26 protein-coding genes, 1 pseudogene and 1 other annotated feature are annotated in these 26,133 nt (G+C 62.6%); of the genes and pseudogenes, 25 read left to right on the top strand and 2 right to left on the bottom strand.

The genetic code is table 11. The features are described from left to right. The first annotated feature begins 115 nt into the window (after positions 1-115). Entirely contained in the window at positions 116-508 is a 393-nt protein-coding gene (locus IPM16_03645; protein MBK9122204.1) for a hypothetical protein, read from the top strand. Between the two features lie 28 nt (positions 509-536). On the opposite strand, the gene IPM16_03650 is transcribed toward IPM16_03645, so the two are convergent. Next, the gene (locus tag IPM16_03650; GenBank protein MBK9122205.1) at positions 537-824 is read right to left on the bottom strand and encodes an Rdx family protein; all 288 of its coding nucleotides are present in this window, start codon (positions 822-824) and stop codon (positions 537-539) included. 169 nt (positions 825-993) lie between these two features. Between IPM16_03650 and ltaE the strand changes: the two genes are divergently transcribed. From ltaE to IPM16_03670, 4 genes are all read left to right on the top strand, one after another. Further along, a complete protein-coding gene (gene ltaE, locus IPM16_03655) occupies positions 994-2,040 on the top strand; it encodes a low-specificity L-threonine aldolase (protein MBK9122206.1) in 1,047 nt (348 codons plus the stop codon). Beyond that, positions 2,037-2,780, top strand: coding sequence for a hypothetical protein (locus IPM16_03660; GenBank protein ID MBK9122207.1), 744 nt, complete (start codon positions 2,037-2,039; stop codon positions 2,778-2,780). The genes ltaE and IPM16_03660 overlap by 4 nt, the downstream gene beginning before the upstream one ends. 75 nt (positions 2,781-2,855) lie before the next feature. Continuing rightward, positions 2,856-5,444, top strand: a complete 2,589-nt coding sequence (locus IPM16_03665) for a DUF87 domain-containing protein (GenBank protein MBK9122208.1) — start codon at positions 2,856-2,858, stop codon at positions 5,442-5,444. A 12-nt stretch (positions 5,445-5,456) separates the two neighbouring features. Then, positions 5,457-6,218: a zinc dependent phospholipase C family protein gene (locus IPM16_03670; GenBank protein ID MBK9122209.1), complete on the top strand. Its 762-nt coding sequence runs from the start codon at positions 5,457-5,459 to the stop codon at positions 6,216-6,218. On the opposite strand, the gene IPM16_03675 is transcribed toward IPM16_03670, so the two are convergent. After that, positions 6,190-7,218: an O-antigen ligase family protein gene (locus IPM16_03675; protein ID MBK9122210.1), complete on the bottom strand. Its 1,029-nt coding sequence runs from the start codon at positions 7,216-7,218 to the stop codon at positions 6,190-6,192. The genes IPM16_03670 and IPM16_03675 overlap by 29 nt on opposite strands. A gap of 441 nt (positions 7,219-7,659) precedes the next feature. Here IPM16_03675 and IPM16_03680 point away from each other — a divergent pair, with 441 nt between their 5' ends. The 20 genes and pseudogenes from IPM16_03680 to aroQ all read left to right on the top strand — a co-directional run bounded on the left by IPM16_03680 (position 7,660) and on the right by aroQ (position 26,122). Next, positions 7,660-8,964 (top strand): hypothetical protein, encoded by a 1,305-nt coding sequence (locus IPM16_03680; protein ID MBK9122211.1) that lies wholly within the window; start codon positions 7,660-7,662, stop codon positions 8,962-8,964. A 74-nt stretch (positions 8,965-9,038) separates the two neighbouring features. Then, positions 9,039-9,299: a binding site (T-box leader), on the top strand. A 43-nt stretch (positions 9,300-9,342) separates the two neighbouring features. Beyond that, the gene (gene trpE / locus IPM16_03685) at positions 9,343-10,863 is read left to right on the top strand and encodes an anthranilate synthase component I (protein MBK9122212.1); all 1,521 of its coding nucleotides are present in this window, start codon (positions 9,343-9,345) and stop codon (positions 10,861-10,863) included. 19 nt (positions 10,864-10,882) lie between these two features. Further along, entirely contained in the window at positions 10,883-11,533 is a 651-nt protein-coding gene (locus tag IPM16_03690) for a histidine phosphatase family protein (protein ID MBK9122213.1), read from the top strand. After that, positions 11,530-12,108: an aminodeoxychorismate/anthranilate synthase component II gene (locus tag IPM16_03695; protein ID MBK9122214.1), complete on the top strand. Its 579-nt coding sequence runs from the start codon at positions 11,530-11,532 to the stop codon at positions 12,106-12,108. Before IPM16_03690 ends, IPM16_03695 begins: the two co-directional genes overlap by 4 nt. A 10-nt stretch (positions 12,109-12,118) precedes the next feature. After that, positions 12,119-13,150, top strand: coding sequence for a tryptophan--tRNA ligase (locus IPM16_03700; GenBank protein MBK9122215.1), 1,032 nt, complete (start codon positions 12,119-12,121; stop codon positions 13,148-13,150). 17 nt (positions 13,151-13,167) lie between these two features. Further along, complete coding sequence (trpD, locus tag IPM16_03705; GenBank protein ID MBK9122216.1) at positions 13,168-14,199, top strand: anthranilate phosphoribosyltransferase; 1,032 nt, start codon at positions 13,168-13,170, stop codon at positions 14,197-14,199. Beyond that, a complete protein-coding gene (trpC, locus tag IPM16_03710) occupies positions 14,196-15,008 on the top strand; it encodes an indole-3-glycerol phosphate synthase TrpC (protein ID MBK9122217.1) in 813 nt (270 codons plus the stop codon). The genes trpD and trpC overlap by 4 nt, the downstream gene beginning before the upstream one ends. Beyond that, complete coding sequence (locus tag IPM16_03715; protein MBK9122218.1) at positions 15,005-15,664, top strand: phosphoribosylanthranilate isomerase; 660 nt, start codon at positions 15,005-15,007, stop codon at positions 15,662-15,664. Before trpC ends, IPM16_03715 begins: the two co-directional genes overlap by 4 nt. A 36-nt stretch (positions 15,665-15,700) precedes the next feature. Continuing rightward, positions 15,701-16,921 carry a tryptophan synthase subunit beta gene (trpB, locus tag IPM16_03720; protein ID MBK9122219.1) on the top strand — a complete coding sequence of 407 codons (1,221 nt, stop codon included), beginning with the start codon at positions 15,701-15,703 and terminating at the stop codon, positions 16,919-16,921. A gap of 1 nt (position 16,922) precedes the next feature. Beyond that, the gene (locus tag IPM16_03725; protein MBK9122220.1) at positions 16,923-17,366 is read left to right on the top strand and encodes an NUDIX domain-containing protein; all 444 of its coding nucleotides are present in this window, start codon (positions 16,923-16,925) and stop codon (positions 17,364-17,366) included. 44 nt (positions 17,367-17,410) lie between these two features. Further along, positions 17,411-18,166 (top strand): tryptophan synthase subunit alpha, encoded by a 756-nt coding sequence (locus IPM16_03730; GenBank protein MBK9122221.1) that lies wholly within the window; start codon positions 17,411-17,413, stop codon positions 18,164-18,166. Between the two features lie 317 nt (positions 18,167-18,483). Continuing rightward, positions 18,484-18,900 carry a chorismate mutase gene (gene aroH / locus IPM16_03735; protein ID MBK9122222.1) on the top strand — a complete coding sequence of 139 codons (417 nt, stop codon included), beginning with the start codon at positions 18,484-18,486 and terminating at the stop codon, positions 18,898-18,900. Then, positions 18,897-19,910: a 3-deoxy-7-phosphoheptulonate synthase gene (aroF, locus tag IPM16_03740; protein MBK9122223.1), complete on the top strand. Its 1,014-nt coding sequence runs from the start codon at positions 18,897-18,899 to the stop codon at positions 19,908-19,910. The genes aroH and aroF overlap by 4 nt, the downstream gene beginning before the upstream one ends. A 4-nt stretch (positions 19,911-19,914) precedes the next feature. Then, positions 19,915-20,808, top strand: a complete 894-nt coding sequence (locus tag IPM16_03745; GenBank protein ID MBK9122224.1) for a prephenate dehydrogenase/arogenate dehydrogenase family protein — start codon at positions 19,915-19,917, stop codon at positions 20,806-20,808. Continuing rightward, positions 20,792-22,113: pseudogene (aroA, locus tag IPM16_03750) on the top strand (3-phosphoshikimate 1-carboxyvinyltransferase). Before IPM16_03745 ends, aroA begins: the two are co-directional and overlap by 17 nt. Beyond that, positions 22,103-22,969 carry a shikimate dehydrogenase gene (gene aroE, locus IPM16_03755; GenBank protein ID MBK9122225.1) on the top strand — a complete coding sequence of 289 codons (867 nt, stop codon included), beginning with the start codon at positions 22,103-22,105 and terminating at the stop codon, positions 22,967-22,969. Before aroA ends, aroE begins: the two are co-directional and overlap by 11 nt. Beyond that, positions 22,966-24,144, top strand: coding sequence for a chorismate synthase (gene aroC, locus IPM16_03760; GenBank protein MBK9122226.1), 1,179 nt, complete (start codon positions 22,966-22,968; stop codon positions 24,142-24,144). Before aroE ends, aroC begins: the two co-directional genes overlap by 4 nt. Continuing rightward, entirely contained in the window at positions 24,137-24,634 is a 498-nt protein-coding gene (locus IPM16_03765; protein MBK9122227.1) for a shikimate kinase, read from the top strand. Before aroC ends, IPM16_03765 begins: the two co-directional genes overlap by 8 nt. Next, entirely contained in the window at positions 24,619-25,653 is a 1,035-nt protein-coding gene (gene aroB / locus IPM16_03770) for a 3-dehydroquinate synthase (protein MBK9122228.1), read from the top strand. The genes IPM16_03765 and aroB overlap by 16 nt, the downstream gene beginning before the upstream one ends. A 4-nt stretch (positions 25,654-25,657) precedes the next feature. Then, positions 25,658-26,122, top strand: coding sequence for a type II 3-dehydroquinate dehydratase (gene aroQ / locus IPM16_03775; GenBank protein ID MBK9122229.1), 465 nt, complete (start codon positions 25,658-25,660; stop codon positions 26,120-26,122). Positions 26,123-26,133: the final 11 nt, after the last annotated feature.

Genomic DNA, 26,133 nt, shown 5'->3' on the forward strand with positions numbered 1-26,133 from the left:
GATCGCTGGCAGAATTATACCAGTTTACCGAACGGTTGTGCGGTTTTGCGCACGGAATCGCGTGGAGTGTTATACTCGCTGACGAACCGGCTAACGCAAAGAAAGGGCCACGTGCATGAGCGAACAAGTCGTCGACAGTTTGGTTGCTAACGAATTTGCGGTTGAACTGGACGGCACTCCGGTTGCTGGAGTGTTTCGCGTATCCGGGCTGACTCTGTTCAAGACCACCGTGGACACGCCCTTGGTGATTACCAAGATGGTGCAGCGCGACCCGGCTTCCGCGTTCAACAAGTGGCTCAAGGAGACCCTGAACGCAGTCGGAAAGGCCCCGACCCGCACCGTCGCGATCGTCGCAATCGACGACGGCGTGCCAACGCGGAAATGGATTTACTCCGACGCGCACGTGCAGTCCGTAACGTACTCGGATTTCGATACGGCTTCGTCTGAAATGGTGGAAGAGCGGGTCGTCCTGCATTACGGGTCGGTCACGCACGAATGGCTGACCTAGTCCCGTCGACGACCCACCCGGACTGAGCTTACGCCGGCGTCTCGGATTGCCCGACCAGCGCCTTGATCTTGGAGTCAATTAGCGACAGGCATTCGCCCGGTTCGGCGTGCCTGCCGATGTCGTGCTTGCTGAACACCTTTTCTCCGTTGACGCTGACGTCGAAGATGCCTTTGGTGCTCGGCACAAGGCGGAACGATCGAATATGGACCTCGAGTTCGCGTGTCTTGACGACTTCTTGGATGAGAGCAAGAGCGCGGTCTTGGTAGCCGCATGGGGCACAGTAGACAAGCTCGATATCGACAATACCGTTTTGCATCTGGTTTCTCCTGTGACTTGGTATGGCAAGCCACAACCGTACCAGCCTTGACTTGGTGCGACATGAGAATGCCAGACCGCACCGTGCGGGTTGATGGAACGCCGGATTCGCTTATCATTGGGGCTCTATCACCACGGACGAGACGACATCCACACGGCTAGGGGAGTACATGAACACGATTGATTTCCGCAGCGATACGGTCAGTCATCCGACCCGAAAGATGCGCGAGGCGATGGCCAACGCGGTCGTTGGGGACGATGTCTACGACGAAGACCCGACCGTTCATGCGCTCGAGGCCGAGTCGGCCGCGTTGTGTGGCAAAGAGGCCGGACTGTTCGTGTCCAGCGGCACTCAGGGCAATCTCGTATCCGTGCTTGTTCACTGCGGGCGTGGCGACGAGGTGATCCTCGGTGACAAAGCGCACACCATCGTCTATGAAGCAGGTGGCATCGCTGCACTGGGGGGTGTTATCCCGCACACCGTGCCGGTACATCCCGACGGAACGATGGCGCTTGACGACATCCGCCGTGCGGTGCGCGGCAACAACGTACACTTTCCACGCACCAAGTTGATCGCGCTGGAAAATACGCAGGGCACAGTCGGCGGGATGCCGGTCAGCGTGGAATTTACGCGCTCAGTGGCCGAGATTGCGCGCGAACACAAGCTCAAGCTGCATATCGACGGGGCGCGCATTTTCAATGCGGCGGCAGCGCTGGGCGTTAGCGCCAAAGAGCTTGTGGCCGACGCCGATTCGATGACCTTCTGCCTGAGTAAAGGGCTGTGCGCGCCGGTGGGGTCGATTATCGTAGGCGACCGCGCATTCATCGACGAAGCGCGCCGCGTGCGTAAGATCCTCGGCGGTGGCATGCGGCAGGTCGGCGTGATCGCTGCGGCTGGGCTGGTCGCCATCCGCGAGATGATCGACCGCATCCCAGAGGATCATGCGAATGCACGCACGCTTGCGCACGGCTTGTCCACGATCCAGCACATTCGTGTCGATCTCAGCCGCGTCAAGACGAATTTCGTGATGTTCGACCTGCTTGAGAGCGCGCCGGTAACGCCGGACGAGTTCGTCGCGCGGCTGCAGCGCGACCACAACATCTGGATGCGCCCATATCCCGGATTCAAGCGCACCTTCCGTGCCGTGACCCACTATTGGATTACGCCTGAGCGCATCGAGCAAACGCTCGGGGCCGTGCAGGAACTGCTGGCATGACGCCGTACGACGACCCGTCGCCGGATCCCTATCCTGAGCCCGCTTACGACGACTCGTACGACGAACCGTATGATGAGCCGTACGATCAACCTGACGCGACGGCCGAGCCTGAACCGGCATATCGCCAGTACCGCAGCACGACCGGCGATCCGACCTTCGGCTTTCTGCTGGCGCTCGCCGTCAGTATTGGACTTGCGCCGCTGATCGGAACCGGCGACCCCGCCTTGCGCTATACCTTGAGCTGGGGCGTGCTGGCATTGTTCGGCGTCACGGCGTGGCTGCTTGGAAACCTCAAGCCGATCGGACGCGAGCACCCGGAAAATATCGTGTGGGGCGTCGGGTTTGGCCTGCTGATCGGCGTGCCGGTGCTGCTGTTCGGCAGCGGACTGCTCGGCGGAGCAGTAAGGCGGATGTTCGGGACCATGACGGCAGGTGAACTGCTGGCGTTCCTGATCTTCGTAATGCCACTGGCCGAGACGCTGTTCTTCCGCGGAATTCTGCACGGCTCGCGCGCATTTTGGATGGTCGCCATCATGAGCGCGTTCTGGTCGTTCATCCTGTATCTGCCGCTGCTCGATATCGCAGCGTTTCCATTGGTCGCGGTCATTATCACGCTGATGCTCGTGCTGCTCAACATCATGTACGGCTACGTGCGAACGCGAAACGGCATGGCAGCTGCGTGGATCGCACAGATTGTCGCGAACATCGTCGTCTTCTTCGTACCCTACCTCGTGTCGTGACCGCAGCGCGCGGTGTGCTATACTCCCTATCAGAACATTTGAGTGATGATTGCCGCTTGAGATGGAGCCCGCCCGATGAAATTCATCGAAGCACCGACGACGTTCTACCTCGGCCGACAGTTTGACCCGCAGTCCAGCCGTTTGACGGACAACGTCGTGTATTACGACAGCCGCGATTTGACGACGCATGCGGTTGTGCTGGGGATGACCGGAAGCGGCAAGACAGGCTTGTGCATCACGATGCTCGAGGAGGCCATCCTCGACGACCTGCCCGCGATTATCATCGACCCGAAGGGCGACATCACCAATCTGCTGTTAGCGTTCCCCGATCAATCCCCGAGCGAGTTCGAGCCGTGGATCAATGTCGACGATGCTAGGCGCGCCAACATGAGCGTGCAGCAGTTCGCCAGCGACGAAGCAAGGCGCTGGAAGGCAGGGCTTGCCGATTGGGGAATCGTGCCTGACCGGGTGCGCTGGCTGAAGATGGCAGCCCGCTACAGCATCTATACACCGGGTTCCGACGCGGGCCTACCGATCAGTATTGTGGCGTCGCTCGCCGCGCCACGCGGTGGTTGGGCCGGCAACGAAGAGTTCCTGCGCGAGAAGATCAACGCCGTGACCACGGCGCTGCTCGCGCTGATCGGCGTTACTGCCGAGCCGGTCAAGGATGTCGAACATGTCTTGATCGCCAACATCTTCGAGCACAACTGGCAGGCCGGCCGCGACGTGACCATGCTCGACCTGATCGCGCAGGTCAAGACCCCGCCGTTCACCATGCTCGGTGCGCTGACCGTCGATCAGGCGATCAGCGAGCGACAGCGCTCCAAGCTGGCGATGGCCCTGAACAACATCATTGCCGCGCCGTCGTTCAAATCGTGGACCAGCGGCGAGCCACTCGACATCCAAAGTCTGTTGTATCAACCGAACGGCCGGCCGCGCGTGAGCATCTTTTACCTCGCGCACTTGCCCGATGCCGAGCGCATGTTCATTATGACGCTGCTGCTGGAAAGCATGATCGGCTGGATGCGCCAGCAAAGCGGCACGACGTCCCTCCGCGCCCTGCTGTATATCGACGAGCTGTACGGCTACTTTCCGCCGTATCCACGCAATCCGCCGACCAAATCGCCGCTAATGACGCTGCTCAAGCAGGCGCGCGCGTACGGCCTTGGCCTCGTCCTCTCGACGCAGAATCCGGGCGACCTCGACTACAAGGGATTGACCAACGCCGGTACTTGGTTCATCGGAAGGCTGCAGAGCGATCAGGACCGCGATCGCGTGCGCTCGGGCTTGCAGGCGCTCAGCGAAGGCGGACTGGACATGCGCGAGGTCGAACAGCTGATCGCGGAGATTCCGCCGCGCGTGTTCGTCATGCGCAACGTTCACGACACCGACGGAAGCGTCATGGTGCACAGCCGCTGGGCGATGAGTTATCTGCGCGGCCCGCTGACGCGGCAGCAGGTGATGGCTATGATGCGACCCCAACGTGAAGCCCTTCCGCCTGCACCGCCGCCGCGGGCAACGCCACCCCGTCCCGGGTTCGCACCTCCGCCCGGCGGCTCGTCAATGCCTCCGCCGCCCGGAGCGTTCGCGGCACAGGCGGCCGTCCCAATCGCGAAACCTGCTCGGCCTGCACCGTCAAGCGCCCAACCGTCGAACGGGTTGCTGCCCGCCCCGCCGCCGCTGCCGGCCGCAATCGTGCAGTATTTCTTCCCGGCGACGATCGCCGCGCAGCAGGCTGTCATCAACTACGATCAAGCGAACGGCGTACGCGCGCAAATGACCAGCCAGCCGCTGCTGGTGTATCGTCCTGTGCTGGCTGCGCAGGCGTCGGTGCGCTTTGCCGACAAGCGTGCCAACGTATACACCGCGCGGACATTCGCGTACTTCGTTCCAGAACTTGAGCGCGCCGGCCTGGTACAGTGGGAGAACTTCGCCGCCGAACCGGTGCGTATGGAAATGCTCGCGTCCCAGCCGTGGGAGGGAGTCTCGTACTACCTGCCGATCACCAATGGAATGGCGGATAGCAAGCGCCTCACCGAGCTCAAGCGTGATTTCGTCGATATGTTGTACGGCACGGCACGGCTGAACGTCAGGCTGAACCCGGTATTGAAGGTGTATGCCGATCCGGACGAGCCGCTCGGCGCATTCGAGGCGCGCGTCAAACAGGCAGCTCGCGAGAAACGCGACGAGGAAATCGACAAGATCAACCAGAAGTTCGCAACGGCAATGGATCGCCTCGAAGAGCGCAAGCGGCGCAAGCACGTCGAGCTGCGTTCCGAGGAGCGCGAGCTCGCCGCACGCCGGCGTGAGGAAATGTTCACCGTGGGCGAGAGTCTGCTCAGCCTGATGCGCGGGCGTACGACATACACTGTGTCGCGCATGAGCCGGGCATCGCGCTACCGGACGATGACCGACGAGCGGCTCAACGAGAGCAAGTTCTCGATTGACGACATCGAACGGCAGATGGGCGAGCTGGAAGCCGAGTACGAAAGTGCGTTACGCGAGGCCGGCGAGCGCTGGGCGCAAGCTGTCGAGCAAACGCAGGACTCGCCCATCTCGCCACTGAAGAAGGACATCTATCTCGAGGTGTTCGGTGTCGGGTGGCAGCCGAATTGGATGGTGGCCCTCGACGGGCAAACGGTGCTTCTGCCCGCCTTCGCGTGATACAATCGCCAGATGCCCACGCCGTTCAGCCATCTCGCCGTAGCCCGGCGGCTCCTCGAAGAGCCGATACTCGCCGCCGATCAACGATCGCTGCTGCGCCGCGAGCTGCCTGCGTTCTTGCTTGGCAGTGTTGCCGCAGATGCCCGTATTGAAGCTGGCGCACCTCGTGCGGCCACTCACTTCTACGAATATTCACAGCACATGACGGACGAGATGCCGTGGGAAGCCATGATGCGTCTCAACCCGTCGCTGTGGGAACCGTACGATGACGCCCACGCTGCGTTCGTCGCGGGATACGTCGGACACCTATCGATGGACGAGATCTGGTCGCGACAGATGGTTGGGCCGCACTTCGTCAACCGCGACTGGTCTGACCGCGAGCATCGTTGGGTGATGCTGCACGTCATTCTAATTGTGATGGACGAGCGCGATGTACAGGCCATCGCGAAAGGGCAGGGTGAGGCGCTCAGTTCGGCACATCCGCGGGCGTGGGCACCGTTCTTGCCCGATCCTGACTTGATCCGCTGGCGCGACCTAGTCGCCGGACAGCTGCTGCCCGGCGGGCGCAGCCTGACGCTGGACATCTTCGGGCCGAGGGCGGGGCGGACGGCAGACCAACTGCGGCAGCTACTTGACGATCCCGGTCGGATGCATAGCTCGCTGTGGCGATACATTTCCCAAGATTTCCTCGCAGAGACGGAGACCGCAATGTACGCTCACGTGGTCTCGCAGGTGGCGCTGTATCTCAGTCAGGCGACGATTCGCGTGCCCTAGCCGATCGCTCCACTGCGGCCAGCAGCGCCAGCATCCCCCAACCAAGAATCGCAAACCGATCCCAAATCGGGATCGCGTCAGTCAGGCCGAACACGGCGTGACTCAGAAGCCCGGCACACAGTGCCCTCGCGGCTGCACCCTGCCGCCGCGTTCCAGACGCGACGACGTACCCCACTGTGACACCTACCGACAGCGCCATCCAACCAAACACGATCAACCCCGGTATGCCGAGGTCGGCCGCGAACTGGAGCGCTTCGTTGTGCGGATGTGGCAGCAGCACGTGCTCATAGCCGGGGGTTGGGTACTCGGCGCGCAGGCTGCGGTAGAGGGCAATTCCGACTCCTGTCCACGGATGGTCGGTCAGCATCCGGTTGGCGCGCTCCCACATCACCGCGCGGTGCTCCAGACTGTTGCGACTGGGCCGGCCCGATACGGCGGCAAGCGCGTCTGCGCTCGCTGCTGGTGCCAGAAGTACGGCAAGGTTGCCCACTAACAGCACCGCGCCCGCGACGAGGACTGCCCAACGTATGCGTCGCAGCGGAACAACCGCAAACATGACGCCTGCGCTCGCGCCAGCGATGCCTGACAAGCTTTGCGAGAGAAAAAGAAGAGCTGCCAAGGCAGCGAACATCGCGGCGGTGACTACCGCATGCCAACCAGTCACGATCCGGTACCGGACCAGCGCGAATAGGGCGGGTACGATCCACGTCGCCGCGCCCGCCCACTCATTCGGATTGAAGCCGCCCGGCCATGCCGGAAAGTCCTGCCAGCGCGGGAACAGGACGGTGATGTTGGAGAATACTGAAGCTTTGCCCGTCCATTGTATGGCTGTGAAACCCATCATGAAAACGATTAGGACCACACCGACAATTGCCCATTTAATGAGGGTTCGAGCTGTGCGGTCCTGCCACCACAGTGGAATACGCAGCACCATCCACATCCCGATTGCAGGTCGAAACAGCAGAATCCAGCCGCGTGTCGCAAATGGAGCCGTATACATGCTCAGCACGTATAAGAGTAGTAGGGTAATCGCAGGGAGCGCTAATCGACTGCCGTACAGAGGCTTTCCAGCGCGGCCATGACGCATCAAGTCGTAGACAACTAGAATTGTCGCTGGGATCAGTAGGAATACCCAGTGATCTCGCTGAGGACTTGGTAACCAATGTGTTGCACTCAGCGCAATCCATAGGCTAAACTCAATTACGTAGTTGTAACTGCGATGTACCGATGATTCGTTCATGCTGCATTCATCACTTCATCACAGGCAGGAACGAGCTGACGGCTACGGGAACTTGAAATGACTTGCATCGTGCACACCAGAATGAAAATTTGGATTTGCACATCTAGGCCATACGATGGTAACGTAGAATCAAACTAGAATATCGGTATTGCGACAACTAGCAAATTGTTTCAAGGCGCCAACACTCCGGGGGAGTCTCAAATGAAGAACCTTACTGCATCCTCGTTTTCGCTATCTGCATTTCTGCAACGTACTCAGGGCAAGAAGGTCGTCCTGATCTATCCGTGGTCAAACCTCAAGACTCAATTTCTTTCCAGTTACCTCGACCAAGCCAAGGACGGCATATTGTACTATCGTGTCCCTGGCGAAACGGTAAACTTGGTGGACTGGATCGACGGAATGATCAAGGAGTTCCGCTCTGTCCTCGGCGACAAATTCGGGAAGAAGACCACCGCTGCCTTGTCTGAGCGGATACCCGCGCATATCGGTGAGGCGCTTGCCTCCGACCTCGGTACAGTGGTCAAGTCCGAAACGATCCTCTATCTAGACGACCTCGATCAGATCGACTTTGACGACGAGTTCAACCATTGGGCACAGGCGTTTGTGAGCGCGCTGCCCGAAAAACTCCAGCTCGTAGTCAGCGCGCGGATGCTCTCGCGTCATCCGTGGGATCACATGGTCGCGTCCGGCGAAGCGGTCGTTATCGGCGTCGAAACCCGCAAGAGCGCAATGGCATTCACGGTCGACTCGGACGGAAGACCGCAGCTCGAGTGCTACGCGTTTGGCCGTGGCAACATTCTGCTGAATGGCAAGCCGGTTACGACGTGGGAAGGGACGCTGCCGCGTACGCTGGCCTTCTTCCTCATCGACCATCCGCTTGTGACCCGAGACGAGATCTTTCAGGCGTTCTGGCCGGATCTCAGCGTGAAAGACGCAACCAACGTGTTTCACGTCACTAAGCGCAAGGTCAACGAGCGAGTGACGAACCGAATTGACGACGGCAAGCAATATGAACTCACGCAGTACACCAGCGGGTTCTACGTTGCTAGCGAAAAACTCGTCCGCCACTACGATGTTCAGGAGTTTCAAGAAGCGGTACAGCAGGCGCTGGTCGCTACCGACGACCGCCGCGAGCAAATGCTGTATCAGCGCGCGATCGACCTGTACCGTGCTCCGTTCTTGCAGACGGTCAATCAACCGTGGGCGAACGACCGTAGAGACGAGCTGAGGCGGTTGTACGCAGTTGCGCTGACGGGCATGGGCCGAATCTTCCTGCGCAAGGGCGAGATGAACCGCGCGCTCGGGTTCCTGTCCCGGGCCGCGCGCGAAGCGCCGGAACGCGAAGATGTGCACCGCGACGTGATTAGACTGTATCTTGAATTCGGCATGATCCACGAGGCGCGGCAGCAGTACGACGTCATGGAGCAGGTGCTCTCGTCGTCGATGAACTTGCAGCCAACCAAAGAAAGCCGTGCGCTGCTGGAGAGCATCAAGGCGCGCAGTTAGCAGAAACGATCGGCGCGCTGGCCGTGTTGACAAAGCCCGGCCAGCGCGCTATGCTACCTTTCAACGCGATATCTTCAACGACGTCGAGTCGGACAAGTACGCCTTGTAGCGACAGCACAGAGAACCAGCGGTTGGTGTGAAGCTGGTCTGATCGTCAAGGCGGAATGGCCCGAGGAGTCGTGAGTGCGAACACTATGGTTAGTAGCGCTCTCCGGCAGCGTCCCGTTATCATGACGCACGATATCGGCCGATCAGCTGGCCCGTATCGCAGAGCGCCTGCGGCTAAGCCCGTGGGAAGCAAGGTGGCACCGCGGGAACCCTGTCTCGTCCTTGATGGCGAACGGGGTTTTTTGTTTGCTGAATATGGAGGCGCAGAACATGGCTTTCGCACCAAGCCTGACCCGCGAGCGTGCCGATATCGTGCCGCGCCGAGATGAGGCGCTGGATCTGTTCCAACAAGGCGATCTGCTGCCGGTCTACCGCCGGCTGCTTGCCGATCTCGAAACGCCGGTTTCCGTCTACCTCAAACTCAGGCAAGCCGGCCAGCCCGCGTTCCTGCTCGAAAGTGTCGAAGGCGGGGAGCAGGTCGGCCGCTATTCGTTCCTCGGCGTGAACCCGCGTGTTGTCATCACCGTCAAGAACGGCGTCGCGACGCGTGTCGAAGGCGGCCAGGCGACGCGGACGCCGCTGGCACCGGGCGCCGATCCGCTGCATGCGATTAAAGCCGAGTTCGAGGCGGTGAAGCCAATACGTCTGCCCGGCCTCCCGCGATTTGTCGGCGGCGCAGTCGGCTTCGTCAGCTACGATGCCGTGCGCTACTTCGAACGCTTGCCGGAGACGGCCGCACACGATCTCGACGTCCCCGATTTGGCCTTTATGATCCCGGACACGTTGGTCATCTTCGACCATGCCAAACGCACCCTGATGGTGCTGACCAACGCACACAATAGTGGAAACCCCGAGGCCGCCTATCAGGACGCGGTGCGCCGCATCGACCAAATCGTCGCCGCGCTTGGGCGGGCCGTGCCAAACGTGCCGGTGCTGACAGACGCGGCCTCGACCCCGCCGGTGTCCAACGTGACTCAAGAGGAGTTCGAGGCGCGTGTAATCGCCGCAAAGGAGTACATCGCGGCGGGCGACGCGTTCCAGATCGTATTGTCGCAGCGACTGAGCCAGACGACTGCCGCGTCGCCCATCACCATCTACCGCGCGCTGCGGGCATCCAATCCATCGCCCTATATGTTCCTGCTCGATTTCGGATCGGATTTCGTGCTGATGGGTGCGTCGCCGGAAATGTTGGTGCGCCTCGAGGACGGGATCGCCACTACACGGCCGATTGCGGGTACACGCCCGCGTGGACGCACCGAGGCCGAGGATGACGCCTACGCCGAGGAGCTGATGGCGGATCCGAAGGAGTTGGCTGAACACGTCATGTTGGTCGATCTCGGGCGCAACGACATCGGTCGCGTCTCGGAGTACGGCAGCGTCAAGGTCACGCGCATGATGGAGGTCGAGCGCTACAGCCATGTGATGCACATTGTAAGTCAGGTGGAAGGGCGCGTGCGGCCCGGCGCGGATGCTTTCGATCTGCTGCGCGCGGTGTTCCCTGCGGGGACGCTCAGCGGCGCACCCAAAGTCCGTGCGATGGAAATCATCGAGGAACTGGAAGGCACGCGCAGAGGCACTTACGGCGGCGCAGTCGGCTATTTTAGTTATGATGGCTCGATGGATACATGCATTACGATCCGCAGCCTGCTGATGCAGGGGAGCCAAGTGCACTTGCAAGTCGGGGCAGGCCTTGTGGCTGACAGCGACCCAGCGCGCGAATACGAGGAGACCCTAAACAAGGGCAAGGCACTTGCCGAGGCGATACGATTTGCTGAACGGGGCTTGATGTAATGCCAAGGAGAACCCTGCAATGACACTCAAGCGAGTAATCTTTGTCCGTCCCGGCGAAACCGACTGGAACCACGCCGAACGTTGGCAGGGCTGGCTCGATACGCCGATCAACGCGCATGGGCAGCAGCAGGTCGAGAAGCTCGCGACGCTAATGCGCAACATCGGGATCGCCCGGCTGTACACCAGCGATCTGCGCCGGGCACGCCAAACCGCCGAAGTCATCGGCCAAGCGTGCGGTGTCACGCCGATACCCGATCCTCGCCTGCGTGAACGGAACATCGGGCGCTGGCAGGGCATGAAACTGGAGGAGGTTCACGCATGGTTCCCCGACCAGTACGAGCATTACGTCAATGATCGGTACACGTTCCGGATTCCCGAAGGCGAAACGCTGACGGATGTCGGCGACCGGATGGAAGAAGCATTCCACGAGATTGTCGCGGCGGGCGATGTCGAGACTATCGCGATTGTGACACACACCGTGTCAATCCGCGTATTGCTTTACCGGCTGATTCCCGGCTTCGACGCCGAGTCCGCGCGCCTCGGCAACAGCTCGGTCACGACGATTGAACCTAGCGCTACGGGTTGGCGAATCGTGGTCGCCAACGACATTTCGCACCTTGAAGGACTCGAAAGTCGCATCGCAGTGGAACTGGAGGACCACGGTTCATGATCCTCGTCATCGACAACTACGACAGCTTCACTTATAACCTCGTACAGTTCCTCGGCGAGCTGGGCGCGGACATCCATGTCGCGCGCAACGACGAGATTTCGTTGGGCGAGATCGCACAGCTTGATCCGAGCCACATCGTCATCTCGCCGGGGCCGGGGACACCGGACGACGGCGGCATATCGCTGGCGGCAATCCGCATGTTTGGCGAGTCCCGGCCCGTGCTCGGTGTCTGCCTCGGGCATCAGTGCATCGGGCAGGCATACGGCGGGATCGTCCACCGCGCCGGGAAGCTGATGCATGGCAAGACGAGCGCTATTCACCACAACGGGCGGGGCTTGTTCGCCGGCCTACCGAACCCGTTCACGGCGACACGCTATCACAGCCTTGTGGTAGACGAACGCACGCTGCCGGACTGTCTGGCGGTCACGGCGCGTACGGACGACGGCGTGATCATGGGCATGCAGCATAAGACACTGCCCGTGTACGGCGTACAGTTTCACCCCGAGAGCATACTGACGGTTGAAGGGCCGCGTATGCTCAAGAACTTCCTCGAACTTACATCGGTGCTGGCATAGGAGAGCGCACGTGACACAACGCAAGAACAGCCTGACCGGGGTCAAACCCTCGGGCACACCCCATATCGGCAACTACCTCGGGGCGATCCAACCCGCGCTGGAGTTGAGCAAGACGTATAAGGCCCACTACTTCCTCGCGGACTATCACGCGCTGACTACGATGCGCGACCCGGCGGAGTTTCGCCACGCGAACCATGAGCTGGCCGCGACGTGGCTGGCCTGCGGGCTCGATCCCGATGACGTTGTGTTCTACCGCCAATCCGATATTCCGGAGATCTTCGAACTGACGTGGATTCTCGCGTGCAACGCACCAAAGGGTCTACTGAACCGTGCCCACGCCTACAAAGCAGCGGCCGACGCCAACACCGAGACGGGCCGCCTTGTCGACGACGGCATCAACATGGGTCTGTACAACTACCCGATATTGATGGCCGCCGACATCCTGATCGCTGACACCGATCTGGTGCCGGTCGGGCAGGATCAGAAGCAGCACATCGAGATCACGCGCGACATTGCGATTGCGTTCAACGCCGTTTACGGCGACACGCTGGTGCTGCCGGATGGGCTGATCAGCGAGGAGGTGGCGACGATCACCGGGCTTGACGGACGCAAGATGAGCAAGAGCTACGGCAACGTGATCCCGCTGTTCGCGCCGCCCGACGAATTGCGCAAAACGGTCATGCGGATCGTCACCGACTCGCGCCGGCCAGAAGACCCGAAAGACCCGGATCAGGACAACATTTACGCGATCTACAAGCACTTCGCGGCGCCTGAACGCCTGGCAGAGGTGCGTGCACTGTACCTCAACGGCGGGTTGGCGTACGGCAAGATGAAGGCCGAGCTGTTTGAGGTGCTGAATGCGTATCTCAGCCCGATGCGTGCCAAGTATGATGCATTGATGGCTGACACCGCGCAGATCGACGCTATTCTGGCCGACGGTGCTGTCAAGATGCGCGAGATCGCCGCGGGAGTCATGGATCGCGTACGGGCGGCAGTCGGAAAATCCGCGGTACCGACCGTGGAGAAGGTGAGGGGACAGTAATGGAAACACGTCAAAGGATGGACATTCAGAGGGCGATCGACGTGATCGGCCGGTTCGGCCACTTGAGCGTGGCCGATGCAGAGGCCGTGATGGACCAGATCATGCAAGGCGAGGCGACCGACGCGCAGATCGGCGCGTACTTGATGGGCATGCGCATGAAAGGCGAAACGCACGACGAAATTACCGGCAGCGCTCAAGCGATGCGCGCTAATGCGTCGTACGTGCCGACCCGTCACAACAAGTTCGAACTGCTCGATACCTGTGGCACGGGCGGAGACCGCAGCGGGACGTTCAACATCAGCACCACGGTGGCGTTCGTGGCTGCTGGGGCTGGCGTGCCGGTCGCCAAACACGGCAATCGCGCGGCGTCCAGCAAGTGCGGCAGCGCTGACGTGCTGGCCGAGTTGGGCATCAGCCTCGACCTCACGCCGGAAGCGGTCGGTCAGGCAATCGACGAGGTGGGGATTGGCTTCTTGTTCGCGCCCAAGCTGCATCCCGCGATGCGCTATGTCGTCGCGCCGCGTAAGCAAATGGGCCTGCGCACGATGTTCAATCTGCTCGGCCCGCTGACCAACCCCGCCGGCGCACGCAATCAGCTTATGGGCGTGTTTGCGCCCGACTTGACCGAACTGTTGGCGACCGTGCTCGGTATGTTGGGCAGTCGCTCGGCGATGGTGGTTGCTGGATACGGCGGTGTCGATGAACTGACCACCACCGGCCCGAACCGCGTGAGCCACTTCGTTGACGGCGAGGTCAACTCGTATGAGCTGGACCCGCTCAAACTCGGTTTCCGTGCTGCGTCGATCAATGAACTGCTGGGTGGCGATGCGCCTGAAAACGCCAAGATTCTTCGCGGTGTCCTCGCAGGCAAGATCCACGATGCGAAGCGCGAGGTCGTGCTGCTCAATGCGGCGGCGGCGCTCGTTGCGGCCGGCAAAGTGAGCGACATTCTCGATGGCGTCGAGATGGCGACACAGTCGATCGACAGCGGCGCGGCGTTGGGCAAGCTCGATGCATTGATTGAGTTCTCGCGATCGGTATCCGCATGACGCAATTCGTCGCGACGGGTTCGGTGCTCGACAGAATCCTTGCGCACAAGGTGGGCGAGATCGACGCACTGCGCCCCCGCGCGGCCGACATTCGTCACGCTGCCGAACTGGCGCCGGCGCCACCGCCATTCGCGGCGTCGCTGCACAAGCCGACGGTCGCTCTCATCGCCGAGGTCAAGCGCGCGTCGCCGTCGAAAGGTCTGCTGATCGAAGACTTCGATGCGGTACGCATCGCCCGCGAGTACGAAGGGAACGGCGCGTCGGCAGTGTCCGTGCTGGCCGACGCAGAGTTCTTTATGGGCAGTCCGGACTTTGTGCGCGACGTCGCCGTTTCCGTCAGCCTGCCGGTGCTGTTCAAGGAATTCGTGATCGACCCGCTGCAAGTCGATCTGGCATGTTCGCTCGGCGCGAGCGCCGTACTGCTCATCGTCGCTGCGCTTGAAGATGTCCAGCTTCGTGACCTGTCGGCCCATATCGCCGCGCTCGGCATGGACGCGCTTGTCGAAGTCCACGATGAGCACGAACTGGAGCGCGCGCTGCGGATCGGCGTCGGGGTAGTCGGGGTCAACAACCGCGATCTCAAGACGTTCCGCGAGGATTTATCCATAACAGAGCGCCTCGCCACGCGACTGGATGGCGGGGTCACGCTGGTGGCGGAGAGCGCGATTCGGAGCCCCGACGATGTCGCGCGTATGGCACGTGCAGGGGCGCATGCCGTACTCGTCGGAGAAGGCCTTATCAAAGCCGCTGACCGGCCCGCAAGCGTGCGCCAGTATGCCAGTATAGAGCGCCCGGAGGTGGCGTCATGAAGGTCAAGATTTGCGGGGTTACGACGTTGGAAGACGCGCTGTTTGCCGCGAGGAGCGGCGCCGACATGATCGGGTTCAATTTCTGGCCGCGCTCCAAGCGATACATTGCAACTGCGGCCGCGGCGGAGCTTTGCGACCGGCTCCGGTCGCATCTGGGCGACACGTGCCCAGCCCTCGTCGGCGTGTTCGTCAATGCGGTAGTCAGCGACATTTCGCGCGTCATGGATGTCGTGGGCCTCGACTACGCTCAACTTTCCGGCGACGAGTCCGACTCGGTACTGCGCGAACTGCGCGGGATCGCATTTAAGGGCATCCGTCCGGCAACGCTCGCGCAAGCCGAAGAGGATTACTCGTACTTTGCGCCGGTCATGCCTGACGATCCAGACATGCCGTCGCTGCTGGTCGACGCGTCCGTAAGCGGGGAGTATGGCGGGACCGGGCAGCAGGCGGCGGACGAGATCGTACGGTGGCTGGTCGGGAAGGCCCCGCGTTTGCTGTTGGCCGGCGGCTTGACACCGGCGACCGTTGTGGAGCGCGTTCGCGCGTTTCACCCGTGGGGCGTTGACGTGGCAAGCGGCGTCGAAGGCGATCTACCGGGGATCAAGGATGCGCACAAGGTGGCCGCATTCATCGCGGCGGCACGCAGCGCGGCGTAGTCACTAGACCAAGCAAGGCGTTAGGAGCAAGCGACCATGGATCAGTACATCAAGACCGGGCTGACGGACGTGCCCGACGAACGCGGCTACTACGGCGAATTTGGCGGTCGCTTCGTGCCGGAGACGCTGGTCCCGGCATTGGACGAGCTTACTGCGGCGTACACCGAGGCGATCGCCGATCCGGCCTTCCATGCGGAGCTGGCCGAGCTGCAGCGCACGTACGTCGGCCGTCCCACGCCGGTGACCTATGCGCGCCGGCTGAGCGAGCAGTTGGGCGGCGCGCAAATCTACCTGAAGCGCGAGGACTTGGCGCATACGGGCGCACACAAGATCAACAACGCGCTCGGTCAGGCCTTGCTCGCGCGCCGAATGGGCAAGCAGCGCGTGGTCGCGGAGACGGGTGCCGGTCAGCACGGGGTCGCCAGCGCCACGGTAAGTGCGCTGCTTGGCCTCGATTGTCACGTCTACATGGGCAGCGTCGACATCGCACGGCAGGAACCCAACGTGTTCCGCATGAAGCTGCTGGGGGCCGAGGTCATTCCGGTCGAAAGCGGCACCAAGACGCTCAAAGACGCCATCAACGAGGCGCTGCGCGATTGGGTGACCAACGTGCAGACGACCTTCTATTTGCTCGGGTCGGCGCTTGGGCCACATCCATACCCGATGATCGTCCGCGACTTTCAAAGCGTGATCGGACATGAGGCGCGCGCGCAGATGCTCGAAATGGCAGGCAGGCTACCTGACGTGTGTATCGCGTGCGTAGGCGGCGGCAGCAACGCCATCGGCCTGTTTCACGCCTTTCGCGACGACGACGTCGAGTTCATCGGCGTCGAGGCCGGCGGGTACGGAATCTCGAGCGGTCAGCATGCCGCGCGCTTCGCCGACCCGGTCATTGGACGGCCCGGTGTGCTGCAAGGCACGCGCTCATATGTCATGCAGTCCCCGCAGGGGCAGATCTTGAACACGCACAGCATCTCTGCCGGCCTCGATTACGCCTCGGTCGGGCCGGAGCACGCCTTCTTGCGCGACACCGAGCGCGCGTTCTACACCTATGCGACCGACGAGGAAGCGCTCGCGTCCCTGCAAACTCTGAGCAGGACCGAAGGCATCATCCCGGCGCTGGAGAGCGCGCACGGGTTGGCCGAGGCCATCAAGCGCGCGTCGTCGATGCCGCGCAGCAGCATCATCCTCGTCAACCTGAGCGGGCGCGGCGATAAAGACTTGAACACTGTCATGTCCGCTTTGGAGATCGAGTAACGTGGTCGTCCTCGATGCCGCGTCAGCCTTGTTCGTCGATGCCGGAGGGCGCGTGCTGCTGCAGAAGCGCGACGACAGACCGGAGTTGGCATTTGCCGGCATGTGGACGTTCTTTGGCGGCGCGGTAGAGGCGGGAGAGACGCACGAGCAGGCCGTGTACCGCGAGGTGGCCGAAGAGTTGGGCTGGCACGCCCCGAAACTTGTCTACTGGACAACACAGGTGCGCCCGCACGTTACCGCGCCGGATACGCATGTCGTTCATAACCATATCTACGTCGGGCGGCTGACCGTGTCGCCGGCCGACCTGACGCTGGGCGAAGGGCAGGCGATGGCGCTCTTCGATGCCGATGCCGCCGTGTCGATGGAACTGGCATTCTGGCAGCACGAGCCGCTGCGCCGCTTCTTCCGTGATTATGCCGCAGGCACGTTGGAGATACCCGAATGACTACCCTACCACGCGAAGCCACCGGAGTCGCCGCCGTTGACGAGATGTTCGAACGCGCAAGCAGCGAAGGCCGCGCGGCTTTCCTTCCGTTCGTCATGCTTGGGTATCCCACGCTCGAGGAGTCGATCGATACGATCGTCCGAATCGCGGCGCTGGGCGTCGACGGTTTCGAGATTGGCGTACCGTTCAGCGACCCGCTGGCTGACGGTCCCACCATTCAACACGCGTCGCAAGTCGCGTTGGAGAACGGCGTGACGATCGAGATGGGACTTCAGGCCATCCGTGATCTCCGTGCGCGCGGCGTTAACCAACCCATGCTGCTGTTCACCTACCTCAATCCGGTGTTGGCTTACGGCCCGCGCTTTGCGCACGACTTGGCCGAGGCCGGCGCTGACGGGCTGATCTGCCCCGACCTGCCGCCGGAAGAGGCGGCGCTGCTAACGGGTATGCGCGAGCACGATCTTGCCCAGCCGTTCTTCCTCGCGCCGACCAGCAACGAGGGACGGATTGACGCCGCTGCCGGGGCCGCGCGCGGGTTCATCTACGTCGTCACCGTGACCGGCATCACCGGCGCACGCGCCGAACTTCCGCCTGAGCTGAACGACTATATCGGACGTATCCGCGCACGGACATCGACTCGGCTTGTGCTCGGGTTCGGCATCAGCACGCCGGAGCAGGTGCACACGCTGCACGGCTTGCTCGACGGCTACATCGTCGCAAGTGCGCTCATCCGCAAGGCGCCGGAAGGCGTGGACGCGGTTGTCGACCTCGCCAGAACGCTCAACGACGCGCGTCCGTAAGCGAAGGACTTGTGCAAGGTGTACGGAATTTGAAGGAGGCCGCCCCAACTGATTGACACGCCCCATCCGCCGCGATAAGCTCTGTGCCCATCGTTCGCCTGTGGGAATCCGCGCGTGTCGCACGCATCCTGCCGCACCTACGCCTATTATTACTTTACGGGCCACATAGGGGCAGGTTCGGCGTTGACCGCTGCGCGGAGGACGGCTCGCTAGAAGCGAACGTACACCGGAAATGAAAGGCGCAGAGCACAACGCTCTGCGCCTTTTTTGCTGGTTGGAGGGGATTGGGCGATGTCTCATTGGAGGAAGTTTCCATGATGGTGCGGGGCGTGCGCGGCGCAACGACGGTGGCGGTGAATCGCGCAGACGCGATCGTAGACGCCGCGGCCGAACTGTTGGCGGAAATGATCGAAGCGAACGGAATCATCGAGGACGAAGTGGCCAGTGTGATCTTTACCTCCACACCGGATCTCGACGCCGGTTTTCCGGCGCCGGCGGGCCGCAAGGTCGGTTGGTCGCGAGTCGCGCTGCTCGGGATGCAGGAATTGGGCGTGCCGGGGGCGACCGAGCGTACCGTGCGCATTCTGATCCACTGGAATACCGGCAAGGGCCTCGATGACATCGTTCATGTGTATTTGCACGGCGCACAGGCGCTCAGGCCGGACTTGACGCAGCGCCGGCAGGCGCTGCAAAGCGAGACCGTAGGCATAGACCCTGAAGGGGATCGATCATGATCATCTTGATGGCGGGCGAAAGTTCGGCAGAACACGTCGCGGCAGTTGCCGCTCAGGTTGAGCAAGACGGATACACCCCGCATGTGTGGTCGGGCCAGCAGACGATCGTCGCCGTCGTGGGCCACAGCGCCACACCACTGACACCTGCCGTCTATGAGCAAATGACCGGCGTCGAAAAGGTCACGCCGACGCGCGTCGCCTATACGCTGGCAAGCCGCCAGTTTCATGCCGAGACCACGCAGTTCCCGCTGAACGGCAGCAGCGTAGGCGGCGACAAAGTGCTGGTGATCGCCGGGCCGTGCTCGGTCGAGGGGCGTGAGCAGATTATCGAAACTGCGTGTGCGGTCAAAGAGGCAGGGGCGACCGCGCTCCGTGGTGGCGCATTCAAGCCGCGTACTTCGCCGTACAGCTTTCAGGGCCACGGCGAGCGCGGTCTACAGTGGCTGGCCGAGGCGCGCGAAGTGACCGGTCTGCCGGTCGTCACCGAGGTCATGGACCCGCACTTGGTCGAAATGGTCAGCCAGTACGCCGACGTGCTGCAAGTGGGCGCGCGCAACATGCAGAACTTTACGCTGCTGAACGCCGTTGGCCTCAGCCGTAAGCCGGTGCTGCTCAAGCGCGGGATGAGCAGTACGGTCGAGGACTTGCTCATGGCGGCGGAGTACGTGCTGGCCGGCGGCAATCATCAGGTGATGCTTTGCGAGCGGGGCATCCGTACGTTCGAGACGGCGACGCGCAACACGTTTGACCTGAACGCCATTCCTGTCCTCAAGAATCTCACACATCTGCCCGTGATCGCCGACCCGAGCCACGCGGTCGGCAAGAGCGAATACGTTGAGCCGGTCGCAAGGGCGGCGGTTGCGGCAGGCGCAGACGGGCTGATTGTGGAAGTGCATCTCGATCCGCCCAATGCGATGTCGGATGGCCGTCAGAGCCTGACCCCGGCGCAGTTCACCGCGATGATGCAGGCCGTGCGGCGGGTGGCCGCCGCGGTAGATCGGAGCGCATGACCCCATGGGGTTTGCATCGAAACAGCTTACCGTTGTTGGGCTGGGCCTGATGGGCGCTTCACTGGCGCTGGCGCTGCGCGGTTTTACCGATCAGATCGTGGGCGTGGATGTCGATCCGGTTGCGCGTGCATACGCGCTGAACAACGGCATCACCGACCGCGTCACGGACGACCTGCGCGAAGGTGTGCGCGACTCGGACGTGGTGCTGATGTGCGCACCGGTGCGGATCATCACACGCCTCGTCAGCGGACAAATCGGCTCGTACCTGCGCTCGAACACCTTGCTGATGGACATTGGGAGCACGAAGCGTGACATCTGCGACGTAATGGGCCGGATTCCGATTGGAATTCAGGCGGTTGGCGGCCATCCGATGACCGGCAAGGAAGTCAGCGGCATCGAGAACGCGGATGCGACGCTCTACGTCAACCGGCCTTGGGTGCTGTGTTCGACACGTCGTACCACCCCTGCGGCACGCATTCGGGCGCTGGATCTGGTCGAGGCGGTTGGCGCGATTGCGATCGAGATGGACGCCGACCGGCATGACAAAGTCGTCGCGGCAATCAGCCACCTGCCGTATTTGCTGAGTGTGTCGCTGGTGGCGACCGTGGCCAACGCCGCCGGAAAGACCCCGGAAGTATGGGACCTTGCGGCTGGCGGCTTTCGCGATACGTCCCGCCTTGCGGGCAGCGATATTCGCATGATGAGTGACATTCTGAGCACCAATCGGCAGGCGGTCGCCACGCTGTTGGCGATGTTCCGCGTGCAGTTGGGCCTGTTGGAAACGATGTTGATCGCGCAGGACGAGGAACAACTGACGGAAGCTCTGACGCCGCTGCGCGAGACGCGCATGGAATGGTCGGCAACGTACGAGAAGAGGACGCATGGCACGCGGAGATAAGCAGTGGAACGTGCGACCGTCGCCGGCGTTAGCCGGGACGACGACAGTCCCCGGGGACAAGTCGCTCAGCCATCGGGCCGTGCTGTTCGGCGCATTGGCCGACGGGACAAGCAGCGTGCGCGGGTGGCTTGCCGCTGGGGACACCGAGGCGTCGCTATCAACGATTCAGGCATTGGGTGTGCGCGTGGAGCGTCACGACCTCAACACGCTGACGATTTACGGCGGGGCGCTGCAGCCACCTGCCGGGCCGCTCAACCTCGTCAACGCCGGCACCGGGATTCGCCTGTTGGCCGGCATCATGGCGGGTCAGCCGTTCGCCAGCGTGCTCGACGGCAGCGAACAGCTTCGCCGCAGGCCGATGAAGCGCATCATCGAGCCGCTTAGCCGCATGGGTGCGCGGATCACGTCCAACGACGGGCGCGCGCCGCTGCGCATTGAGCCCGCGTCCCTGCACGGCATCCATTACGACATGCCGATGGCGTCAGCGCAGGTCAAGAGCGCGGTGCTTCTCGCCGGGCTGTTTGCCGAGGGCGACACCGTGCTGACTCAGCCGGGGCCGGCCCGCGACCACACCGAGCGCATGTTGACGGCGATGGGGGCTGATCTGACGGTCGATGGCATGACGTCGCGCATCCGGCGCGGCGGGGCGCTTCGCCCGTTCGACATGACCGTGCCGGGCGATGCGTCCAGCGCCGCTTTCCCGATCGTTGCGGCGGCAGTTGTGCCTGACAGCGATATCACCCTGACGGGCGTCAACCTGAACGACACGCGCACCGGGATCATCGACGTGCTGCGGGACATGGGCGCGGACATCACGGTGACAGAAACCGGACTCGAAGCGGGCGAACCGGTTGGCACGATCCGCGTGCGCCACGCGCCCCTGCGCGCAGTCGACGTGGGCGGCGAAGTTGTGGTGCGGATGATCGACGAATTCCCCGTGTTCATGGTCGCCGCATTGTGCGCCGAAGGCACGACCACCGTCCGAGATGCGCAGGAACTGCGCGTCAAAGAGACCGACCGGATCGCCGTGATGGCGGGGAGCTTCGCAAATTCGGCGCAGAGATCACGGAAACCGAGGACGGATTCTCAATTGCAGGGCCGCAGACGTTGCAGGGCGCGACGGTCGACTCGCACGACGACCACCGGATTGCCATGAGTTGCGCAGTTGCTGCGCTAGTCGCCAGCGGCGAGACGGTCGTGCTGGATGCCGGGTGCGCCGCCGATTCGTTCCCCGGCTTTGCCACGATCATGGCCGCGCTGGGTGCTCCGATTGTCGAGTTGGCTGGAGGTGGGCATGCCGACTAAGGTCGGAATCATCGGCTGGCCGCTGACAACAACGCTCAGCCCCGCCATGCACAACGCAGCGTTCAGGGCGCTGGGCATGGACTGGGAGTACGACGCGATGGCGATCCCGCCTGACATCGTGCGCGAAGGCATTCTCGAGCCACAGCGGCACGGATATGTGGGGCTGAACGTGACGATCCCGCACAAAGAAGAGGCGATGAAGTACGTGACGCCTGACGATGTCGCGCGTGCCGTCGGGGCGGTCAACACGATCGACCTGCGCGACATGACCGCGACCAATACCGATCTACTGGGGTTTCTGATGGACCTTGCGGCGCATGGCATTGACGTCTCAGGCAAGCGGGTTACCGTGCTTGGGGCGGGCGGCGCCGCGCGATCGGCGGTGGTTGGACTGTGCGGCGCGGGCGCAGACGTGCGCGTGGCGAGCCGCAGCCTCGACAAAGCACGTATGATGGTCGCCAACCTTGCCTTGAGCAATATCCGGCTTTCGGCGCGAGCGGTCGACATCGCCGATCTTGCGGCCGAGCCGACAGATGTGATCGTCAACTGCACGCCGGCTGGGATGCTGCCGGAGGTCGACGCGACGCCGTGGCCGGACCCGGTGCCATTTCCAGAGCAGGTGATTGTCTACGATATGATCTATAAGCCGGCCCGCACGCGTTTGATGCAGCAAGCCGAAGCGCACGGCGGCCGTGGCGTCGGCGGGCTGGGCATGCTGGTCCATCAAGGCGCGGCGGCCTTTGAACGTTGGACGGGAGTCACCGCGCCGGTCGACGTCATGTTCGAGGCGGTGCGGGCGCAGTTGGGATTGAATGACGTGAATCGTTCCGGGAATGACGAGGGCGCGCGCCGATGAGCGTACTCCGCTTTTTGACCGCTGGCGAAAGCCACGGCCCGATGCTGACCGCTATCCTTGACGGGATGCCGGCCGGCATCCCGTTGACCAGCGACGATATCGACGTGCAGCTTGCGCGACGGCAGCAGGGTTACGGCAGCGGCGGCCGTATGCAGATCGAGAAGGATCACGCGCGCATCACGGCAGGGGTGATGGCTGGACTCACAACCGGTGCGCCGATCGGCCTGTTGGTCGAAAACCGCGACTTCAAGAACTGGAAAGAAAAAGACATCGAGCCGATGACCATCCCGCGCCCCGGCCATGCAGACCTCACCGGCGCGGTCAAGTACGGCTACCGCGACCTGCGCCTTGCGTTGGAGCGTGCGAGCGCGCGAGAGACGACCATGCGCGTTGCCGTCGGCGCGATCTGCCGTAAATTGCTCGCGGAGTTTGGGATTGTGGTCGGCGGCTACGTGACGCAGATCGGCGGCGTTCGCGCCGAGCTTCCGGGCAATCTGACCTATGCCGAACGGTTCCGTTTGGCTGAGGAGTCGGATGTGCGGTGCCCGGTGGATGACGTCTCGGAGCAGATGCGCGAGGCGATCCGGCAGGCGAAGATCGACAAGGATACGCTGGGCGGGGTGATGGAACTCGTCGCGCTCAACGTCCCGCCGGGGCTGGGGGCGCACGTACAGCACGACCGAAAGCTGGACGGCCGCATCGTCGGCGCGATGACCAGTATTCACGCCATGAAAGGCGCCGAGATCGGCGACGCGTTCGCGCAGGCCGGGATGCCAGGGACGCGTGCGCATGATGCGATCGATTCGGTGGACGGCCAGCTCATACGGCGCACAAACCGCGCTGGAGGACTGGAAGGCGGCATCACCACTGGCGAACCGATCGTTGTGCGGGTCGCGATGAAGCCAATCGCGACGGTGCTTGCCGGTTTCGACTCGGTCGATCTGACGACCGGCGAGCCGACGCCGACGAAATACGAGCGCAGCGATTTCTGCGCGCTGCCGCGTGCCGTGCCGATCGGCGAGGCGATGCTCTCGATCGTGCTGGCGGACGCACTGCTCGAAAAGCTCGGCGGCGACAGCATCGAAGAGATGCGCCCGCGCTTTGACAGCCTGCGGCGCAGCCATATCGAGGATCTGCCGATGGACGCGAGACCGTGGCGCTTCGGGTATGAGTAAGCCGGCGAATATCGTGTTGACCGGATTCATGGGTACCGGCAAGTCGACAGTCGGGAAACTCGTTGCTGACGAACTGCGCATGTCGTTCGTCGACACCGACACGTTGATTCAGTCGCGTGCCGGACGCGCCATTCCGGCCATCTTCGCCGAGGACGGCGAGGCCGTGTTTCGCGCGATGGAGCGCGACGTTTGTGTCGAACTCGCCGCCCAGCATGGGCTTGTGGTCGCAACCGGTGGCGGCATGCTGGTCGATCCGCGCAACCGGGCGGCATTTGCAGCTACAGCGCTGATCGTGTGTTTGTGGGCATCGCCAGGCACTATCGCGGCGCGACTTGCTGGGAACAGCGGGCGGCCGTTGGCTGCTTCATGGCGTGCGCTCCTCGAACAGCGGACGCCGATCTATCGACAGCTTCCGCACCACCTCGACACGACAGGACGTGCGCCTGAAGACACCGCACAGGAGGTCATCGCGCTGTGGCAGTCATCCTGACCGTCCGGTCGCCGGACGGCGACTATCAGATCGTGATAGAGCGCGGAGTCGCGCGACGCGTCGCTGAGTTCAGTGCGCATCCGCGTGTGGCCGTCACGACCAACACCACCATCGCTCCGCTTCATGCGCAGACCGTCCTTGATGCGCTGCCGACTGCGCGTCTCGTCACGATGCCTGACGGCGAGCAGTACAAGACGCTGGCGACCGTCGAGGCGCTCTACCACGGCTACGTACAGGCAGGGTTGGATCGGCACGGCGCGGTCCTCGCACTCGGCGGGGGCGTTGTTGGAGACACGGCAGGGTTCGGGGCCGCGACCTACTACCGCGGCGTCGACCTGATCCAGATGCCCACGTCGCTGCTGGCGATGGTCGACAGCAGCGTTGGCGGCAAGGTTGGAGTCGATTTGCCCGAAGGCAAGAACCTCGTCGGCGCGTTCAAACAGCCAACCGTGGTGCTGATCGATACCGACTTCCTCGCGACGCTGCCGGAGGTCGAGTGGCGATGCGGCATGGCGGAAGTCGTCAAGGCCGGCTTGATCGGCGATCCGGCGATCCTCGATCCGTCGTTGTGGACATCGACACGCGCCGAGGACCTGATCCGACGTGCCGTGCAGGTCAAAATCGACATTGTCGAGGCCGATCCGTTCGAGAAGGGCGTACGCGCATATCTCAACCTCGGCCACACGTTTGCGCACGCGCTCGAGACGGTGACGCACTACGGCTGGCGCCACGGCGAGGCGGTCGGGCTCGGGCTGGTCGCCGCTGCGCACCTGTCCGCAGGACTCGGGATGTGTGACACGAGTCTGCCTGAACAGGTCGAGGCGTGGGTGCGTCAAGTCGGGCTGCCGACGCGACTGGGCGATGTCTCCGCTGATACGCTGTGGGATGCGATGGCGACCGACAAGAAATGGCGCGCAGGCCGTTCGCGCTTCGTGCTCATGCATGGCCCGCAGCATGTTACAGTAGTCGAGGACGTGCCGCGAAGCGCTGTCCTTGAGGCATTGGACAAAGTGAGCTGATGCGATGAGCCGCAAGATCCTGGTCCTTCACGGCCCCAATTTGAACCTGCTCGGTGTGCGCGAACCGTCGGTCTACGGCACGACGACCCTTGCCGACATCGATCGTGTATGCGGGGAGGTGGCAGCGCGTTACGGCGTGTCCGTCGAGTCGAAACAGTCGAACCACGAAGGCGCACTGGTCGATGCGTTGCACGTTGCGCGGACGTGGGCCGCCGGCGTCATCATTAACGCGGGCGCGTATACGCACACCTCCATAGCCCTGCGCGACGCCATCAGCGCGGTACAGCTCCCTACGGTTGAGGTGCATCTTTCGAACGTCCACGCGCGCGAGGCGTTCCGACATCAGTCGATGATCGCGCCGGTGTGCGTCGGGCAGATTGCCGGCTTTGGATGGCGCAGTTATCCCTTAGGTGTACAGGCGCTGCTGGAGTATCTCGAGATTCCGCTGCTGGCGGTGACTGACAGATGAGTGTTCTTTGG

Origin of the sequence: Candidatus Flexicrinis affinis, assembly GCA_016716525.1 — a bacterium.
Lineage (GTDB): Bacteria > Chloroflexota > Anaerolineae > Aggregatilineales > Phototrophicaceae > Flexicrinis > Flexicrinis affinis.

Coding starts and splice junctions, on each gene's coding strand:
- IPM16_03645 (MBK9122204.1), top strand. CDS start 116: ATGAGCGAACAAGTCGTCGACAGTTTGGTTGCTAACGAATTTGCGGTT.
- IPM16_03650 (MBK9122205.1), bottom strand. CDS start 824: ATGCAAAACGGTATTGTCGATATCGAGCTTGTCTACTGTGCCCCATGC.
- ltaE (MBK9122206.1), top strand. CDS start 994: ATGAACACGATTGATTTCCGCAGCGATACGGTCAGTCATCCGACCCGA.
- IPM16_03660 (MBK9122207.1), top strand. CDS start 2,037: ATGACGCCGTACGACGACCCGTCGCCGGATCCCTATCCTGAGCCCGCT.
- IPM16_03665 (MBK9122208.1), top strand. CDS start 2,856: ATGAAATTCATCGAAGCACCGACGACGTTCTACCTCGGCCGACAGTTT.
- IPM16_03670 (MBK9122209.1), top strand. CDS start 5,457: ATGCCCACGCCGTTCAGCCATCTCGCCGTAGCCCGGCGGCTCCTCGAA.
- IPM16_03675 (MBK9122210.1), bottom strand. CDS start 7,218: ATGTATACGGCTCCATTTGCGACACGCGGCTGGATTCTGCTGTTTCGA.
- IPM16_03680 (MBK9122211.1), top strand. CDS start 7,660: ATGAAGAACCTTACTGCATCCTCGTTTTCGCTATCTGCATTTCTGCAA.
- trpE (MBK9122212.1), top strand. CDS start 9,343: ATGGCTTTCGCACCAAGCCTGACCCGCGAGCGTGCCGATATCGTGCCG.
- IPM16_03690 (MBK9122213.1), top strand. CDS start 10,883: ATGACACTCAAGCGAGTAATCTTTGTCCGTCCCGGCGAAACCGACTGG.
- IPM16_03695 (MBK9122214.1), top strand. CDS start 11,530: ATGATCCTCGTCATCGACAACTACGACAGCTTCACTTATAACCTCGTA.
- trpD (MBK9122216.1), top strand. CDS start 13,168: ATGGACATTCAGAGGGCGATCGACGTGATCGGCCGGTTCGGCCACTTG.
- trpC (MBK9122217.1), top strand. CDS start 14,196: ATGACGCAATTCGTCGCGACGGGTTCGGTGCTCGACAGAATCCTTGCG.
- IPM16_03715 (MBK9122218.1), top strand. CDS start 15,005: ATGAAGGTCAAGATTTGCGGGGTTACGACGTTGGAAGACGCGCTGTTT.
- trpB (MBK9122219.1), top strand. CDS start 15,701: ATGGATCAGTACATCAAGACCGGGCTGACGGACGTGCCCGACGAACGC.
- IPM16_03730 (MBK9122221.1), top strand. CDS start 17,411: ATGTTCGAACGCGCAAGCAGCGAAGGCCGCGCGGCTTTCCTTCCGTTC.
- aroH (MBK9122222.1), top strand. CDS start 18,484: ATGGTGCGGGGCGTGCGCGGCGCAACGACGGTGGCGGTGAATCGCGCA.
- aroF (MBK9122223.1), top strand. CDS start 18,897: ATGATCATCTTGATGGCGGGCGAAAGTTCGGCAGAACACGTCGCGGCA.
- IPM16_03745 (MBK9122224.1), top strand. CDS start 19,915: ATGGGGTTTGCATCGAAACAGCTTACCGTTGTTGGGCTGGGCCTGATG.
- aroE (MBK9122225.1), top strand. CDS start 22,103: ATGCCGACTAAGGTCGGAATCATCGGCTGGCCGCTGACAACAACGCTC.
- aroC (MBK9122226.1), top strand. CDS start 22,966: ATGAGCGTACTCCGCTTTTTGACCGCTGGCGAAAGCCACGGCCCGATG.
- IPM16_03765 (MBK9122227.1), top strand. CDS start 24,137: ATGAGTAAGCCGGCGAATATCGTGTTGACCGGATTCATGGGTACCGGC.
- aroQ (MBK9122229.1), top strand. CDS start 25,658: ATGAGCCGCAAGATCCTGGTCCTTCACGGCCCCAATTTGAACCTGCTC.